The sequence below is a fragment of the Pseudomonas sp. PAMC 29040 genome (assembly GCF_003994535.1).
Classification (GTDB): domain Bacteria; phylum Pseudomonadota; class Gammaproteobacteria; order Pseudomonadales; family Pseudomonadaceae; genus Aquipseudomonas; species Aquipseudomonas paraversuta.
This window is the reverse complement of sequence record NZ_RZAA01000003.1, coordinates 134,631-151,527: the sequence shown is the minus strand read 5'-3', so window position 1 is coordinate 151,527 and position 16,897 is coordinate 134,631. Positions and strand designations below refer to the sequence as shown.

Annotated in this window: 11 protein-coding genes; 6 read left to right on the top strand and 5 right to left on the bottom strand. The window is 59.5% G+C overall.

The annotated features are described in order from the left end of the window. Window positions 1-34: 34 nt before the first annotated feature. Genes WG29040_RS06095 through WG29040_RS06085 form a run of 3 tightly spaced genes read right to left on the bottom strand, consistent with a single transcriptional unit; the run spans window position 35 to window position 3,281 of the window. Window positions 35-1,279, bottom strand: coding sequence for a lipoprotein-releasing ABC transporter permease subunit (locus WG29040_RS06095; protein WP_003446651.1), 1,245 nt, complete (start codon window positions 1,277-1,279; stop codon window positions 35-37). Window positions 1,280-1,339: 60 nt separating this feature from the next. Beyond that, window positions 1,340-2,023: a lipoprotein-releasing ABC transporter ATP-binding protein LolD gene (lolD, locus tag WG29040_RS06090; RefSeq protein ID WP_165439647.1), complete on the bottom strand. Its 684-nt coding sequence runs from the start codon at window positions 2,021-2,023 to the stop codon at window positions 1,340-1,342. A 7-nt stretch (window positions 2,024-2,030) separates the two neighbouring features. Further along, a complete protein-coding gene (locus tag WG29040_RS06085; RefSeq protein ID WP_003446647.1) occupies window positions 2,031-3,281 on the bottom strand; it encodes a lipoprotein-releasing ABC transporter permease subunit in 1,251 nt (416 codons plus the stop codon). A 94-nt stretch (window positions 3,282-3,375) separates the two neighbouring features. Here WG29040_RS06085 and WG29040_RS06080 point away from each other — a divergent pair, with 94 nt between their 5' ends. Both WG29040_RS06080 and WG29040_RS06075 read left to right on the top strand, forming a co-directional pair. Then, a complete protein-coding gene (locus WG29040_RS06080; protein ID WP_003446645.1) occupies window positions 3,376-3,960 on the top strand; it encodes a PilZ domain-containing protein in 585 nt (194 codons plus the stop codon). Window positions 3,961-3,991: 31 nt separating this feature from the next. Next, window positions 3,992-4,714, top strand: a complete 723-nt coding sequence (locus WG29040_RS06075; protein ID WP_003446642.1) for a glycerophosphodiester phosphodiesterase — start codon at window positions 3,992-3,994, stop codon at window positions 4,712-4,714. Between the two features lie 42 nt (window positions 4,715-4,756). Here WG29040_RS06075 and sthA read toward each other — a convergent pair whose 3' ends face one another. After that, entirely contained in the window at window positions 4,757-6,151 is a 1,395-nt protein-coding gene (gene sthA / locus WG29040_RS06070; protein ID WP_003446640.1) for a Si-specific NAD(P)(+) transhydrogenase, read from the bottom strand. A gap of 319 nt (window positions 6,152-6,470) precedes the next feature. Between sthA and WG29040_RS06065 the strand changes: the two genes are divergently transcribed. Continuing rightward, window positions 6,471-7,034, top strand: coding sequence for a chalcone isomerase family protein (locus WG29040_RS06065; RefSeq protein ID WP_127195848.1), 564 nt, complete (start codon window positions 6,471-6,473; stop codon window positions 7,032-7,034). Between the two features lie 154 nt (window positions 7,035-7,188). Further along, the gene (locus WG29040_RS06060; protein ID WP_003446635.1) at window positions 7,189-8,487 is read left to right on the top strand and encodes an MFS transporter; all 1,299 of its coding nucleotides are present in this window, start codon (window positions 7,189-7,191) and stop codon (window positions 8,485-8,487) included. A gap of 452 nt (window positions 8,488-8,939) precedes the next feature. On the opposite strand, the gene WG29040_RS06055 is transcribed toward WG29040_RS06060, so the two are convergent. Further along, window positions 8,940-10,403: a glyceraldehyde-3-phosphate dehydrogenase gene (locus tag WG29040_RS06055; protein WP_127195847.1), complete on the bottom strand. Its 1,464-nt coding sequence runs from the start codon at window positions 10,401-10,403 to the stop codon at window positions 8,940-8,942. 287 nt (window positions 10,404-10,690) lie between these two features. Here WG29040_RS06055 and mfd point away from each other — a divergent pair, with 287 nt between their 5' ends. Both mfd and WG29040_RS06045 read left to right on the top strand, forming a co-directional pair. Beyond that, window positions 10,691-14,140, top strand: a complete 3,450-nt coding sequence (mfd, locus tag WG29040_RS06050; RefSeq protein WP_127195846.1) for a transcription-repair coupling factor — start codon at window positions 10,691-10,693, stop codon at window positions 14,138-14,140. Between the two features lie 11 nt (window positions 14,141-14,151). Further along, window positions 14,152-16,854, top strand: coding sequence for a DEAD/DEAH box helicase (locus WG29040_RS06045; RefSeq protein WP_003446629.1), 2,703 nt, complete (start codon window positions 14,152-14,154; stop codon window positions 16,852-16,854). Window positions 16,855-16,897: the final 43 nt, after the last annotated feature.

The following is a 16,897-nucleotide window of genomic DNA, read 5'->3' as shown; positions in this document are numbered from 1 at the left end:
ACAAGCTCGCTCCTACAGGTCAGGTCAAGGGCGGTCAGGAGTAGCGCAGCGCGTGGGCCGGCTGGATTTTCGCCGCGCGATACGCAGGGTACAGCGTCGCCAGAAAACTCAGCAAAAAGCCTGCACCGCAGATCAACGCCACATCGCCACCTTGCAGCTCTGATGGCAGGTTGCTGACGAAGTACACGTCGGAGCTGAATATGTGCTGCCCGGAAACCCGTTCCATCCAGCCCACCAGCTCGCTGACATTCAGCGCCGCAATCACACCCAATACGCCGCCAATCAAGGTACCGACAATACCGATCACCGTGCCCTGGACCATGAAAATGGCCATGATCTGACGCGGGGTGGCGCCGATGGTGCGCAAGATGGCGATGTCGGCCCCCTTGTCGTTCACCACCATGATCAAGGTGGCGATGATGTTGAACGCAGCCACGGCCACGATCATCAGCAACAACAGGCCGATCATGGTTTTTTCCATCTTCATGGCGCTGAACAGGCTGCCCTGGGTGTGGGTCCAGTCATCCGCCCGGTAGCCGTCGCCCAGGCTGCCCGCCACCTGCTTCGACACCTGGGGCGCTGCGTACAGATCCTTCACCGCCAGGCGCACGCTTTGCACCTGATTCGGCTGCCAGTGCTGCATGGCAGCGGCATCGGCAACGTGGATCAGGCCCATGGAGCCATCCAGCTCGGCCCCGACCTTGAAGATACCGACCACATTCAAGCGCTGCAGGCGCGGGGTAATTCCCCCCGGTGCGGTGCTGGCCTCGGGGACGATCAAGGTGATTCTGTCACCGATACCCAGGCGAAACCGTCGTGCGGTAATGTCACCCAGCACCACGCCAAACTCGCCGGGCTTCAGGTCTTCTAGCCGGCCCTGCACGATGTGCTGGGCAACGATCGAAACCTGGCCTTCCAGCGCCGGATCAACCCCGCTGACCTGAATCGGCTGCATCGAGCCCTTGTAGGACAACATGCCATCCATCTCGGTAAACGGCACAGCGGCCGTGACCTCGGGATTCTTCATCGCCGCTTCGGCCACCGGGCGCCAGTCATCAATGGGCTTTACGCCGACGATGGTCGCGTGGGGCACCATACCGAGAATGCGGTTGCTCATTTCACGCTGAAAACCGTTCATCACCGACAACACCACAATCATCGCCAGTACGCCCAGGGCGAGACCGATCATCGAAGTCATGGAGATAAACGAAACAAATCGGTTGCGGCGCTTGGCACGGGTATAGCGCGTGCCGATAAAAATCGATAACGGTCTGAACATTCGCGGGCACCGTATAAAAATAAAAGACCCGGCGCCGGAATACGGCGCCGGGCTTGGCGATTACATCGCGCTCAGACGACCTTCCTGAAGGTGCAATACGCGATCCATCTGGCGGGCCAGGTTCATGTCATGGGTCACCACCAGGAACGCTGTGCGCATCGAGGTGCTGAGCTCCAGCATCAAGTCCTGAATGCCCTGGGCGGTGTGCGAATCGAGGTTGCCGGTGGGCTCGTCGAGCATCACCAGCCCCGGGTTGTTCACCAGTGCGCGGGCAATCGCTACGCGCTGGCGCTCGCCACCCGACAGTTCTGCCGGCTTGTGCTCCAGGCGATGGCCCAGGCCAACCCGGGTCAGCAACGCAGTTGCACGCTCACGTGCCTCGGGGATCGGGGTTTTACCGATCAGCAATGGCATGCAGACGTTTTCCAGCGCGGTGAATTCGGCCAGCAGGTGGTGAAACTGGTAAACGAAGCCCAGCGAGCGGTTACGCAACAGGCCGCGGGCCTTTTCGCCCAGTGCCGACAGCTCTTCGCCTGCCAGCCACACGCTGCCCGAAGACGGGGTATCGAGGCCGCCGAGCAAATTGAGCAAGGTACTTTTGCCCGAGCCCGAGGTCCCGACAATCGCCACGCGCTCGCCCGGGTGCAGCTCCAGCTGCAGGCCGGACAACACCACCACCGACTCCGGGCCTTCCTCGTAGCTCTTGCCCAGGTCGCGGCAACTCAACACTGCTTGTTCTTTCATGCCCAACTCACTCATAACGAAGCGCCTGCGCAGGCTGGGTGCGCGCAGCACGCCAGGCCGGGTACAAGGTCGCGAGGAAACTCAGAACCAATGCCGCGCCACACACCATCAACACATCCTGCGCCTGCAATTGCGACGGCAGGTAGTCGATAAAGTACACGTCGGCGTTGAGAAACTTGTGCCCGATCAAGCCTTCAAGGGCCGAGATCGCAGCACTCACATTGAGTGCCGCCAACATGCCGAGCACGGCGCCGATGGCGGTCCCGACCACACCGATAACGGTGCCCTGGACCATAAAGATGGCCATGATGGTGCCGGGCGTGGCGCCCAGGGTGCGCAAAATAGCGATGTCGCCTTTCTTGTCATTGACCACCATCACCAGGGTGGAAATGATGTTGAAGGCGGCCACGGCGACAATCAGCAACAACAGCAAACCGATCATGGCTTTTTCCATGCGGATTGCCTGATACAGATTGCCATGGGTGCGGGTCCAGTCGCGGGCGTAATACTGGCTCTCGCCCAGCTGCTGGGCGATTTCCCATGCCGTACGCGGCGCCTGGAACAGATCGTCAAACTTGAGACGCAACCCCTGTACCTGATCAGGCTTCCAGCGTTGCAAACGGGCCAGATCCTGCAGGTTGGTCACGCCCAGGTAGCCGTCAATTTCACCCGCGCCGACATGGAAAATGCCCTGCACGGTGAAACGTTTCATGCGTGGAAACATCCCGGCCGGGGTTACGGTGACTTCCGGCGCAACAAAGGTCAGCTTGTCACCGATGGCAACCCCGAGCTTCCTGGCCGCCTTGTCACCAATGATGATGCCGAAGCTGCCCGGGGTCAGCGAATCGAGCTGTCCTTCGAGCATGAACTTGTCAATGATCGATACCTTGCGTTCCTGCACCGGGTCGATGGCATTGAGCATTACTTTCTGCACATTGCCGTCATGGGTCAGCAGCCCCTGCATCTGGGTGAACGGTGCTACCGCCTCCACCTTGGGGTTCTGCCGGACCTTGGCGGCCAGGCTTTGCCAGTCGCTGATCGGTTGATCACCAACGATGGTCGCGTGGGGCACCATGCCCAGCACGCGGGTGCGCATCTCATGATCGAAGCCGTTCATCACCGAGAGCACCACAATCATTACGACCACGCCGAGGGCGAGTCCGATCATTGAAGTCAGAGAAATGAACGACACAAAATGATTGCGGCGCTTTGCACGGGTATAACGCGTGCCGATAAATACGAAGAGAGGTCTGAACATGTCGGGGCTTGTTCGAGGGAAAAGAAGACGTCCTTGTGGCGGGGCCTGATAAGCAGCTTTACACTCAGACCACAGCCGCCATCACGGGTTCGCCATGTCGACATTAAATGACGCAGATCGCCGCGAATACTACCGTATCGAAGATCTGATCGCACTGGAAATAACCCCGCTAAGGGCCTCCGAAGCCGCTACCAGCGAAGTGTTGCAAGATGCGTCTCCACTGTTCAATTTACTCAGTGAGCTGCACCTTAGCGAATTCGAGTCCCAGCACCTGCTGCGCCAGATCAGCGAGCGCGACCGCACTGTTTCCAGCTACCTGAAAACCCTTAACAAACGCGTCGATCTGCTGAGCCAGATCGTGGCGCAAACCGTGCTGGGCCAAATCGGCGAGCTACAGCCGGTGACGCTGTCCGAAGGCGGAATCGAGTTTCATCACCCGCACCCCTACCCGACCGACAGCCACCTTGCAGTCAAACTGGTACTGATGCCACAAGCCCTGGGGCTGCTGCTGCGGGCCCGCGTCGTGCGATGCCTGGCGCAGGACGGCGGCTACAGCATCGACACCGAATTTGAATCCCTTAACGACACCCAACGTCAGTTGTTAGCGCGCCACATTTTGCAAAAACAGGCACAGGCACGCCGCCTGGCCCGCGAACAACACGAATCCGCGCCCGAATGAATACTCAGGCGCTACCTACCAAGGAGCAATTGTGACTCTGATTTACGGCCATCGCGGCGCCAAAGGCGAAGCACCTGAAAACACTCTTGCCAGCTTTGAGCAATGTCTCAAACACGGCGTACGTCGCTGCGAACTTGATCTGCACCTGTCCAAAGACGGCGAGCTGATGGTGATCCACGACTCGACCCTCAAGCGCACCACCGACCGCCGCGGCAAGGTCAGTGAACATACCGCAGCGGATCTGGCGACCTATGACGCGCGCAAAGGCGGCCCCGGCTGGATGCAGCCATGCCCGATCCCGCGTCTTGAAGAGCTGTTCGAGAAATGCAACTTCGAGCACTGGCAGCTCGAAGTCAAAAGCGCATCCCGCACCCGGGCTGCAAGCACGGTACTGGCCATTCGTGAAATGGCGGTGCGCCACGGCATCATGGACAAGGTCACCGTCACCTCAAGCTCCCGTGAAGTGCTCAAGGCCGCGCTGGAGCTGACCCCGGACCTGTCCCGCGGACTGGTAGCCGAATACGCCTGGCTCGACCCGATCAAGGTCGCGCAAGGTTATGGCTGTGACATGCTGGCGCTGAACTGGACGCTATGCACCCCCGAGCGCCTTGAGAAAGCACAACAGCAGGGTTTGCATGTATCGGTGTGGACGGTCAACGAGCCTGCACTAATGCGCAGGCTCGCCGACTTCGGCGTAGATAGCCTGATTACAGACTTTCCCGGTTTGGCCACTGCCACCCTCGGGAAAAGCTGAAATCGGTCTCCCCGGCCGGCTCAGGCCACCGGCCGGAGCCGCTCAAAAAAGCCGGTTAAGGCCATCGTAAGCGGCTACCCGATAGGCTTCGGCCATGGTCGGGTAGTTGAACGTGGTATTGACGAAATACTTCAGGGTATTGAGCTCGCCCGGCTGGTTCATGATCGCCTGACCGATGTGCACGATCTCTGATGCCTGGTAGCCAAAGCAGTGAACGCCCAGCACTTGCAGGGTTTCACGGTGGAACAGGATTTTCAGCATGCCCTGGGGCTCGCCGGCAATCTGTGCCCGCGCCATGCTCTTGAAGAACGCCTTGCCCACTTCATACGGCACTTTGGCCTGGGTCAGCTCCTGCTCGTTCTTGCCGATCGAGCTGATCTCCGGAATCGTGTAAATACCGGTTGGCACGTCGTTCACGAAACGCCAGCTGCCGTTATCCACAATACTGCCAGCGGCGGAGCGGCCCTGGTCATGGGCAGCACTGGCCAGGCTTGGCCAGCCAATCACGTCACCGGCACCATAGATATTGGGCACTGTGGTGCGATAGTTTTCATCGACACTGATCTGGCCGCGGCCATTGACCTTGATCCCGATGTTTTCCAGACCCAGCTGATCGGTGTTGCCGGTACGCCCGTTGCACCAGAGCAAGGCATCTGCCTTGATCTTTTTGCCGGACTTGAGGTGCAGAATCACGCCGTTTTCGACGCCTTCAACCCGCTCGTATTCTTCGTTGTGGCGAACCGTGATGTTGTTGTTGCTGAAGTGGTAGCTCAGCGCCTGCGAGATCTCGGAGTCGAGGAAACTGAGCAATTGCTCACGGTTGTCCACCAGCTCGATCAATACCCCCAGACCGCTGAAGATCGACGCGTATTCGCAGCCGATCACCCCGGCGCCGTAAACAATCAGCTTACGCGGGGTATGTCCCAGGCTGAGGATGGTGTCGCTATCGTAGATACGCGAGTGAGAGAAATCGATATCGGCCGGGCGATACGGACGCGAGCCGGTGGCGATAATGATTTGCTTGGCCATCAGGGTTTCGACGACACCGTTGCTGCACACCACTTCAATGGTTTGCTCATCGGTGAAGCTGCCGGTACCGAAGAACAGGTCTACGCGATTGCGCGCATAGAAGCCGGTACGCGATGCCACTTGTTTGGAGATAACTTTTTCGGCGCTTTTCAGTACGTCCGGAAACGAGAACCAGCGCGGCTCACCAATGGCCCGGAACATCGGGTTGGTGTTGAACTGCATGATCTGGCGAACCGAGTGACGCAAGGCTTTGGAAGGGATAGTGCCCAAGTGCGTGCAGTTGCCGCCCACCTGGCGCCGGCTATCGACCATCGCCACTTTGCGTCCCGCTTTTGCGGCGTTCATTGCCGCACCTTCTCCCGCCGGGCCGGAACCCAGTACCACTACGTCGTAGTTGTAGACAGCCATGCGTACTCCTCAGAACAGGCCGCGGCCCCCATTTGGGCACCTGCGGCTAAATCATGTCGCGGCCAGCGGCATGAAGGATCAAAACGTGGGGCACAGTCTATAGAAGCCTGAAGGCCACGAACATTAACCCTTGGTCTGGTCGAAAACTATTTTTGTCCGCGGCGCATCGTTCAGACGCGTGCCCCCCTGCAAGAGCTAGCCTGCTCGCGGGCTCTTCAAGATCAAATGCTGGCGAGCAAGCTCGCTCCTGCACAGATCTTCGTCATGCTTTCACAAAACTGGCATAACCTTTAACCACCCATCGATCAGGATTGCGTCCATGCGCCAGCTGTTGATCGTCCTGGTGCTGACTTTTAGCGCCGCAGCCCTCGCCGATGAATCCGCGCAGCTCAAACAAGCCGGCTTTGCCGCACAGTGGCAGGGAGGCTCGCAGCCCATGGAGCGCAGGGGCCAGATCGTACTGACGTATCTGTGGGCCGACATCTATGCCGCAGCACTGTTCACCCGGCCCGGCCTCACCCCGCAACAAGCGTTCGATGAACAGCGCGCCATGCGCCTGGAACTGTTCTATCTGCGCGACCTCGATCACAGCGATGTAACCCGGGCTTCTGCAGCCATTCTCAAACGCCAGCAGCCGGCAGCCACCCTCGCCCGCCTGGAACAACCGCTGAAACAACTGCAGGCCAGCTTTGGCCATATCAAACGGGGCGATCGCTACGCCCTGGACTATGACCCGCAACGCGGCCTGAACCTTGAACGCAATGGCAAAGTCATCTTCAACAGCTCCGATCCGGAGCTGGCCAAGATCTATCTCGGCATCTGGCTCGGCCCGGACGGACTTCCTGAAAAGCTGCGCCAGACCCTGCTGGCGCATACCCCCTGAGCCATCCTGTAGTTGCAACTGCAGTTGCCTACAGCAACGGATACACATATTGTTACAAAACTGTTTTGCACAACGGCACAAGCCTTGATCTTGCAGTGTGGACGAGTAAAAAACATGGATTACGCATAAAACAGATAACAGCGGGTGATTTCTGATGGGCTCCAGTACGGGCAAAGGCAAGGCGATTTTTCGCGTTGTCAGCGGTAACTTTCTCGAGATGTTCGACTTCATGGTCTTTGGCTTCTACGCCACGGCCATTGCCAAAACCTTCTTTCCGTCCGACAGCGCCTTCGCTTCATTAATGCTTGCCCTGGCTACTTTTGGCGCAGGCTTCCTGATGCGTCCGCTGGGTGCAATCTTTCTCGGCGCCTACATCGACCGTCACGGTCGGCGCAAAGGCCTGATCATTACCCTCGCCCTGATGGCCATGGGCACAGTGCTGATTGCCTGTGTGCCGGGTTATGCCACCCTGGGTGTCGCAGCCCCGTTACTGGTGTTGCTGGGGCGCTTGCTGCAAGGTTTTTCAGCGGGCGTGGAACTGGGCGGCGTTTCGGTGTACCTGGCGGAAATCGCTACCCCGGGTCGCAAAGGCTTCTTCGTTAGTTGGCAATCGGCTAGCCAGCAAGCGGCAGTGGTGTTCGCCGGCCTGCTCGGGGTTGGCCTCAACCACTGGCTGAGCCCGGAAGACATGGGTGACTGGGGCTGGCGCATCCCGTTCCTGATCGGCTGCATGATCGTGCCGGTGATCTTTGTCATCCGTAAATCGATGGAAGAAACCCCTGAGTTCGAAGCCCGAACGCATCACCCAACCCTGCGTGAAATAGTTCGTTCCATCGGTCAGAACTTCGGACTGGTGCTGGGCGGCATGGCCCTGGTGGTGATGACCACCGTGTCGTTCTACCTGATCACCGCCTACACCCCGACCTTCGGCAAGTCAGAACTGCACCTGTCGGATTTCGATGCCCTGTTGGTGACGGTGTGCATTGGCCTGTCGAACTTCTTCTGGCTGCCGGTGATGGGCGCACTGTCCGACAAGGTAGGACGTAAACCGCTGCTGCTGGGCGCGACCCTCCTGGCGATCCTGACTGCTTATCCGGCGCTGTCCTGGCTGGTGGCCAACCCGAGCTTCAGCCATCTGCTGATCGTCGAGCTGTGGTTGTCGTTCCTGTATGGCTCGTACAACGGCGCCATGGTGGTGGCCCTTACCGAAATCATGCCGGTCGAGGTGCGCACCACAGGCTTCTCCCTGGCTTATAGCCTGGCCACTGCGACCTTTGGCGGCTTTACTCCGGCGGCTTGCACCTACCTGATCCACGTACTGGACAACAAGGCGGCACCGGGCCTGTGGCTGACGGGCGCAGCGGTACTGGGCCTGATTGCCACCGTAGTGCTGTTCCGTGGCAATAAACACGAACTGCGCACCGCTCAAGCCGCAATCCCGGCTAACAGCTGAAACCATGCAGGAGCGAGCTCGCCTCGCGATGTTTTGATCTTCTAAAAGATCGCGAGACAAGCTCGCTCCTACTGGCCTGGCGACTGCACCGGGCCTGATTGCCACCGTAGTGCTGTTCCGCGGCAATAAACACGAACTGCGCACCGCTCAAGCCGCAATCCCGGCTAACAGCTAAAACCATGTGGGAGCGAGCTCGCCTCGCGATGTTTTGATCTTCTAAAAGATCGCGAGACAAGCTCGCTCCTACTAGCCTGGCGACTGCACCGGGCCTGATTGCCACCGTAGTGCTGTTCCGTGGCAATAAACACGAACTGCGCACCGCTCAAGCCGCAATCCCGGCTAACAGCTAAAACCATGCAGGAGCGAGCTCGCCTCGCGATGTTTTTGACAATTTTACAGCGCACACAAAAACGCCCCGAACCAGTCGGGGCGTTTTCAGTTGCGGCGGTTGCTTAGCGCGGGAACGCTGGCGGGTTGACCCCGGCCATGTCTTCCATCACGCGAACTACCTGGCAGCTGTAACCGAATTCGTTGTCGTACCACACGTACAGAACAACGCGGTTGTCATTGCAGATAGTCGCTTCAGCATCGACCACACCGGCGTGACGCGAACCTACGAAGTCAGTGGAAACCACTTCCTGGGAGTTCACGTAGTCGATTTGCTTGTGCAGATCGGAGTGCAGCGCCATGTAGCGCAGGTACTCGTTCATTTCTTCACGGGTAGCCGGCTTCTCAAGGTTCAGGTTGAGGATGGCCATCGAAACGTTTGGCGTCGGAACGCGGATCGCGTTACCGGTCAGCTTGCCGGCCAGCTCGGGCAGAGCCTTGGCAGCAGCGGTGGCAGCGCCGGTTTCGGTGATAACCATGTTCAGCGCGGCACTACGGCCACGGCGGTCGCCCTTGTGGAAGTTGTCGATCAGGTTCTGGTCGTTGGTGTACGAGTGAACCGTTTCAACGTGACCGTTGACGATGCCGAACTTGTCGTTGACAGCCTTGAGCACCGGCACGATGGCGTTGGTGGTGCAGGATGCCGCCGAAACGATCTTGTCGTCTGCGGTGATTTCGCCGTGGTTGATACCATGAACGATGTTTTTCAGCTTGCCTTTGCCCGGCGCGGTCAACACCACACGGTCAATGCCAGGGCAAGCCAGGTGCTGGCCAAGGCCTGCGGCGTCACGCCATACACCGGTGTTGTCCACCAGCAATGCGTTCTGAATGCCGTACTGGGTGTAGTCCACTTCAGTCGGGTTCTTCGCGTAGATCACCTGGATCAGGTTGCCGTTGGCGGTGATGGTGTTGTTGACTTCATCAATAACGATGGTGCCATCGAACGGACCATGTACCGAGTCACGACGCAGCAAGCTTGCACGCTTGACCAGATCGTTTTCGGCGCCTTTGCGCACAACGATGGCACGCAGACGCAGACCGTCGCCACCACCGGTTTTTTCGATCAGGATGCGCGCCAGCAGACGGCCGATACGACCGAAGCCGTACAGCACAACGTCAGTGCCTTTGCGGGCAGAAGCATTTTGCTGACCCACTACATCGGCCAGTTCTTCGCGCACGAACTGCTCGGCAGTACGGCCATTGGCTTCGGCCTTGAATTTAACGGCCAGCTTGCCCAGGTCTACCGAAGCAGCACCGAGCTTGAGCTCGCTCATTGCTTTAAGCAGAGGGAAAGTTTCGTGTACGGACAATTCGCTGTCATCGGACTGGCGATGACGGGCAAAGCGATGAGCTTTGAGAATCGCGATGACTGAACGGTTGATCAGGCTGCGGCCATAGATCGAACTCACCACATTGTTATTGCGGTAGAGCTGACCGATTAGCGGGATCATCGCTTCTGCGAGTGCTTCACGGTCGATCCATTCACCAAGACACTGGTCGGGCTTCTGAGTCACGGGAACCTTCCACATGTAGGGGCTGAAAAAAGGGGCTACATTATGCAGTTGCGCCCCTGCCTGGGCAATGCACGCCTGTCACACGCCAGAACTGAAACGTTTAAGCCCCAGCAAATAAAGGTAAAAAAATTTATAACACCCTGGTTTTCATGGGTTTTCAGCCCTTGATCCTCCCCCGTGACAGCCCCATGTCCGGTATCACGTACAGAATTCACCCCCCCTTTAAAGACTGCAACTGACAGCCAGCCCCTTGGCCCGTTACAATTGCCGACTTTGTCGCAACGCTTGGAGCTCAACCTTCCGTGCCCGTCCTGCGTCTACCGAAACTCCCTGCCACTGCAGGTAAACAGCACTGGGGCAATCTGCCCGGTGCCGCCCTGAGCCTCGCAATCGCCGAAGCTGCCAGCGCCGCCCAGCGCTTCACCCTGCTCCTGACCGCCGACAGCCAAAGCGCCGAACGCCTGGAGCAGGAATTGAGGTTTTTCGCGCCCGAGTTGCCGGTGCTGCATTTTCCCGACTGGGAAACCCTGCCCTACGATCTGTTCTCGCCGCACCAGGACATCATTTCCCAGCGCATCGCCAGCCTTTACCGGTTGCCGGAACTGAGTCATGGCGTTTTGGTAGTGCCGATCACCACCGCCCTACATCGCCTGGCTCCGACCCGGTTTTTGCTGGGTAGCAGCCTGGTGCTGGATATCGGCCAGAAGCTGGACGTCGAGCAAATGCGCACCCGACTTGAGGCCAGCGGTTATCGCTGCGTCGACACGGTGTACGAACACGGCGAGTTCGCGGTACGTGGTGCCTTGATCGACCTGTTCCCGATGGGCAGCAAACTGCCCTACCGGATTGACCTGTTCGACGACGAAATCGAAACCCTGCGCACTTTCGACCCGGAAACCCAGCGTTCCATCGACAAGGTCGAATCGGTACGCTTGCTGCCGGCCCGGGAGTTTCCGCTGCAAAAAGATGCTGTAACCCGGTTCAAGGCGCGCTTTCGCGAACGCTTCGATGTGGATTTCCGCCGTTGCCCGATCTTTCAGGACCTGAGCAGCGGGATCACCCCGGCCGGTATCGAGTACTACCTGCCGCTGTTTTTCGATGAAACCTCGACCCTGTTCGACTACTTGCCGGGGGATACGCAAGTGTTCTCGCTGCCCGGTATTGAGCAGGCCGCGGAGAATTTCTGGTCTGACGTGCGCAACCGCTACGAAGAACGCCGCATCGACCCGTCCCGCCCGTTGCTGCCCCCTGCCGAGCTGTTCCTGCCGGTGGACGACTGCTTCGCCCGGCTGAAAAACTGGCCACGGGTAGTCGCCAGCCAGGACGACGTAGATACCGGCAGCAGCCGCGAGCGCTTCCCGGCCCGGCCGTTGCCGAATCTGGCGATAGAAGCCAAGGCCAATCAGCCACTGGCGGCATTGTCCGGCTTTCTAGAGCAGTTTGATGGCCGCGTGCTGTTTACCGCCGAATCTGCCGGTCGCCGCGAAGTACTGCTCGAACTGCTGGAACGTCTGAAACTTCGCCCGAAAACCGTCGAAAACTGGCCCGACTTCGTCGCCAGCAAACACCGCCTGGCCATTACCATTGCGCCGCTGGATGAAGGCCTGCTGCTGGACGACCCGGCCCTGGCCCTGATCGCCGAAAGCCCATTGTTCGGGCAACGGGTGATGCAGCGTCGCCGTCGCGAAAAACGCGCCGACGCCAACAACGATGCAGTGATCAAAAACCTCACCGAACTGCGCGAAGGCGCACCGGTGGTGCATATCGACCACGGGGTCGGCCGCTATCAAGGGCTGGCGACGCTGGAAGTCGACAATCAGGTGGCCGAGTTTCTGACCCTGGAATACGCCGAGGGCGCCAAGCTCTACGTGCCCGTGGCCAACCTGCACCTGATCGCCCGCTACACCGGCAGCGACGATGAACTGGCACCGCTGCATCGTCTGGGCTCGGAAACCTGGCAAAAAGCCAAGCGCAAAGCCGCCGAGCAAGTCCGTGACGTGGCTGCCGAGCTGCTGGACATCTATGCCCGCCGGGCTGCCCGTGAAGGCCATGCGTTTGCCGATCCGAAGGCCGATTACGCAACTTTCAGCGCCGGCTTCCCGTTCGAAGAAACCCCGGACCAGCAAACCACCATCGAAGCCGTGTGCGCCGACATGTTGTCGCCCAAGCCAATGGACCGGCTGGTGTGTGGCGATGTGGGCTTCGGCAAAACCGAAGTGGCCATGCGCGCCGCCTTCATTGCCGTGCATGGCGGCCGTCAGGTGGCGATTCTGGTGCCCACCACCCTGCTCGCCCAGCAGCACTACAACAGCTTCCGCGACCGCTTCGCCGACTGGCCGGTAACGGTAGAGGTAATGAGCCGCTTCAAATCGGCCAAAGAAATCAACGCCGCCGTGGCCCAGCTGGCCGAAGGCAAGATCGACATCGTGATCGGCACCCACAAGTTGCTGCAGGACGACGTCAAAATCAAAAACCTCGGCCTGGTGATCATCGACGAAGAGCACCGCTTCGGGGTACGTCAGAAAGAACAGCTCAAGGCCCTGCGCAGCGAGGTCGACATTCTGACCCTCACCGCAACGCCAATCCCGCGCACCTTGAACATGGCCGTGTCCGGCATGCGCGACCTGTCGATCATTGCCACCCCGCCTGCCCGCCGCCTGTCGGTGCGCACCTTTGTCATGGAGCAGAACAACAGCACCGTCAAAGAGGCGTTGTTGCGTGAACTGTTACGCGGTGGCCAGGTTTACTACCTGCACAACGATGTCAAAACCATCGAGAAATGCGCCGCCGAACTGGCAGAGCTGGTGCCAGAAGCACGGATCGGTATCGGACACGGGCAAATGCGCGAGCGCGAACTCGAACAGGTGATGAGCGACTTCTATCACAAACGTTTCAACGTGCTGATCGCCTCGACCATCATCGAGACCGGCATCGACGTGCCGAGCGCCAACACCATCATCATCGAGCGCGCCGACAAGTTCGGCCTGGCTCAGTTGCACCAGTTGCGCGGCCGGGTTGGACGCAGTCACCACCAGGCTTACGCCTACCTGCTGACACCCCCGCGCCAGCAAATTACCGGCGACGCGCAAAAGCGTCTGGAAGCCATCGCCAATACCCAGGACCTGGGGGCCGGCTTTGTGCTGGCCACCAATGACCTGGAAATCCGTGGTGCGGGCGAACTGCTCGGTGACGGCCAAAGCGGCCAGATCCAGGCCGTCGGCTTTACCCTGTACATGGAAATGCTCGAGCGCGCGGTGAAGTCGATCCGCAAGGGCGAACAGCCCAACCTCGACCAGCCCCTGGGCGGCGGGCCGGAAATCAACCTGCGGGTACCGGCGCTGATTCCTGAAGCCTATCTCCCGGATGTGCACACCCGCCTGATCCTCTACAAACGCATTGCCAATGCCAGCGACGAAGACGGTCTCAAGGATTTGCAGGTCGAGATGATCGACCGCTTTGGCCTGCTGCCCGAGCCAAGCAAAAATCTGGTGCGCATTACCCTGCTCAAGTTGCAGGCCGAACAACTGGGGATCAAAAAAGTCGACGCCGGCCCCCAGGGCGGACGCATCGAGTTTGCCGCGGACACCCCGGTTGACCCGCTGGTGCTGATCAAGCTGATTCAAGGCCAGCCCAACCGTTACAAATTCGAAGGCGCCACCGTGTTCAAGTTCATGGTGCCGATGGAACGTGCCGAAGAACGCTTCAACACTATTGAGGCGCTGTTTGAGCGCCTGACACCGAAGTCGCCCTGAATGAAGTACCCATGTCCGTGAGCCTGACCCCGCAACTGACCAAGCCGCTCGCACCGACCTGGGTCAGTCGCTTCAAAGAGCAAAGCCTGGAACGTGGCCGTAGCTACGCCAGGCAAAACCGCGTCAGGATTGTGCAGATCGGTGACAGCCTGATTACTGCCAGCTGTCAGGGTTCGGGCGAAAACACCTACCGCCAGACCATTGAATTGCGCGACTCGGCCAAAGGCACATTGCTGCTGGTGAGCGCCAACTGCACCTGCCCGGTGCGGGCCAATTGCAAGCACACTGCTGCCGTATTACTGAAGATTGAAGAAACCTTGAACTACCCTGCCGCCGCCCAGGACGCCGAGCTTCTGGAAAAACTCCAGGCCGTACTCGACTCGCGTCGCCCTGCCAACCTGCCCGAAGTGCTGATCGATGACGTGCAACCGGTGCCGCGCCTATGGCTGGCCAGTGCCGAGTTCAGCGCCTTTGAACCGCGCAACGGCAAGATGCAGCGTTATATCCAGCACCGCGCCGCGCTGTCGTTCAATTACCTCGAGCAATACGCCAGCGGGCAAAAAAACGCCGACATCCTGATTCGCCAGGAACACCAGACCCTGCGCATCAAACGCCAGCCGGAGGCGGAAAACGCCTTTCGCGAGCAACTGCGCACCCTGGGTTTCAAAATCGCCACCCGCCAGAGCAAGGCGCTGCCTGAAAGCGCCGGCGAGCTGTTTGAAATGGTCAACGACAGTGCCTGGCTCAACTTCACCCTCAATCAAATGCCCGGCCTGCGCGAACAGGGCTGGGAACTGCAGATCGATGAAGACTTCGGTTTTGACCTGAGCCCGGTGCAAGACTGGTACGCCAACGTCGACGAGGCCCCGGAGCACGACTGGTTCGACCTGGAACTGGGGATCATCGTCAACGGCCAGCGCCTGAGTTTGCTGCCGATCCTGTTGAACCTGATGCGCTCCCATACCGATCTGCTGAGCCCGGAAAAACTGGCCAGGCGCCGGGACGACGAACTGATTCTGGTGAACATCCCCACCACTCCCAACAGTGGCCACGGCCCGCTGCAAGTGGCTCTGCCCTATGGCCGCCTGAAACCGGTGCTGGCGACCCTGGACGAGTTTTATCTGGGAGAGCCGGGCGCCACCAGCCTGCGGATCAAAAGTGCCGACGCACCGCGGCTTAACGCCCTGGATGCATTGCCCCTGCGCTGGGAAGGCGGCGAGCACATCCGCGGCTTTGCCCAGCGCCTGCGGGATATCAAGGACTTCAGCGTCGAAGCTCCCGAGGGCCTCAACGCCAACCTGCGCCCCTACCAGCTGGAAGGCCTGAGCTGGATGCAGTCACTGCGTCAACTGGAGGTCGGGGGGATTCTTGCCGATGACATGGGGCTGGGTAAAACCCTGCAAACCCTGGCGCATATCCTCTGCGAGAAAAATGCCGGGCGCCTGGATCGCCCGGCCATGGTGGTCATGCCCACCAGCCTGATCCCCAACTGGCTCGACGAGGCAGCGCATTTCACCCCGCAGCTCAAGGTGCTGGCGCTGTATGGCGCGACGCGTAAAAAGCACTTTGAGCACCTCAACGACTATGACGTGATCCTGACCACCTATGCGCTGCTGCCCAAAGACATTGAACAGCTGGCAAAACTGCCGCTGCATGTACTGGTGCTGGATGAGGCGCAGTACATCAAGAACCCCGGCAGCAAGGCCTCACAGGCGGCCTGCGAACTGAATGCACGTCAGCGCCTGTGCCTGAGCGGCACACCGCTGGAAAACCACCTGGGCGAGCTGTGGTCACTGTTCCACTTCTTGCTGCCCGGCTGGCTGGGCGATGTCAAAACCTTCAACCGCGATTACCGGGTGCCCATCGAGCGCCAGGGCAGCGACGAGCGTTTGCAGCACCTCAATGCACGGATCAAGCCTTTTCTGTTGCGCCGCACCAAGGAGCAGGTGGCGACCGAACTGCCGCCCAAGACCGAGATCATCCACTGGGTGGATCTCAACGAAGCCCAGCGCGATGTGTACGAGACCATGCGCCTGGCCATGGACAAAAAGGTCCGCGACGAAATCACCCGCAAAGGTGTGGGTCGCAGCCAGATCATCATTCTTGAAGCCCTGCTAAAACTGCGTCAGGTGTGCTGCGACCTGCGACTGGTCAGTGACACCCCGCCGAAAAAAGGCAGCACCTCCGGCAAGCTCGACAGCCTGATGCTGATGCTTGAAGAACTGTTCGCCGAAGGCCGGCGCATCCTGCTGTTTTCGCAGTTCACTTCGATGCTCGGGCTGATCGAAGCCGAACTGCAGAAACGCAAGGTGCGCTACGCCATCCTCACCGGGCAAACCCGTGACCGTCGCGCACCGGTGAAGGACTTCCAGAGCGGCACCCTGCAAATCTTTCTGATCAGCCTGAAGGCTGGCGGCGTGGGCTTGAACCTGACCGAGGCTGACACCGTGATCCACTACGACCCGTGGTGGAACCCGGCGGCGGAAAACCAGGCGACCGACCGCGCCTACCGCATCGGCCAGGAAAAACCGGTGTTTGTGTACAAGATGATTGCCCGCGGCACCGTGGAGGAGAAAATCCAGCACTTGCAGCAAGAAAAATCGGATTTGGCCGCAGGGGTTCTGGATGGCCGCATAGCCGGAGACTGGAAACTGCAGGACGACGACATCGATGCGCTGTTTGCACCGTTGCCGCCGAAAATCGAAAAGCGCTGAAACAACGTGAATGCTGCAGGAGCAGCCGGTCGACGCTCCTGCA

Excerpts from the sequence above, each read along its gene's own strand:
- WG29040_RS06045 (WP_003446629.1), top strand. The coding sequence starts at position 14,152 with ATGTCCGTGAGCCTGACCCCGCAACTGACCAAGCCGCTCGCACCGACC.
- sthA (WP_003446640.1), bottom strand. The coding sequence starts at position 6,151 with ATGGCTGTCTACAACTACGACGTAGTGGTACTGGGTTCCGGCCCGGCG.
- WG29040_RS06095 (WP_003446651.1), bottom strand. The coding sequence starts at position 1,279 with ATGTTCAGACCGTTATCGATTTTTATCGGCACGCGCTATACCCGTGCC.
- lolD (WP_165439647.1), bottom strand. The coding sequence starts at position 2,023 with ATGAAAGAACAAGCAGTGTTGAGTTGCCGCGACCTGGGCAAGAGCTAC.
- WG29040_RS06060 (WP_003446635.1), top strand. The coding sequence starts at position 7,189 with ATGGGCTCCAGTACGGGCAAAGGCAAGGCGATTTTTCGCGTTGTCAGC.
- WG29040_RS06065 (WP_127195848.1), top strand. The coding sequence starts at position 6,471 with ATGCGCCAGCTGTTGATCGTCCTGGTGCTGACTTTTAGCGCCGCAGCC.
- WG29040_RS06080 (WP_003446645.1), top strand. The coding sequence starts at position 3,376 with ATGTCGACATTAAATGACGCAGATCGCCGCGAATACTACCGTATCGAA.
- WG29040_RS06055 (WP_127195847.1), bottom strand. The coding sequence starts at position 10,403 with ATGTGGAAGGTTCCCGTGACTCAGAAGCCCGACCAGTGTCTTGGTGAA.
- WG29040_RS06085 (WP_003446647.1), bottom strand. The coding sequence starts at position 3,281 with ATGTTCAGACCTCTCTTCGTATTTATCGGCACGCGTTATACCCGTGCA.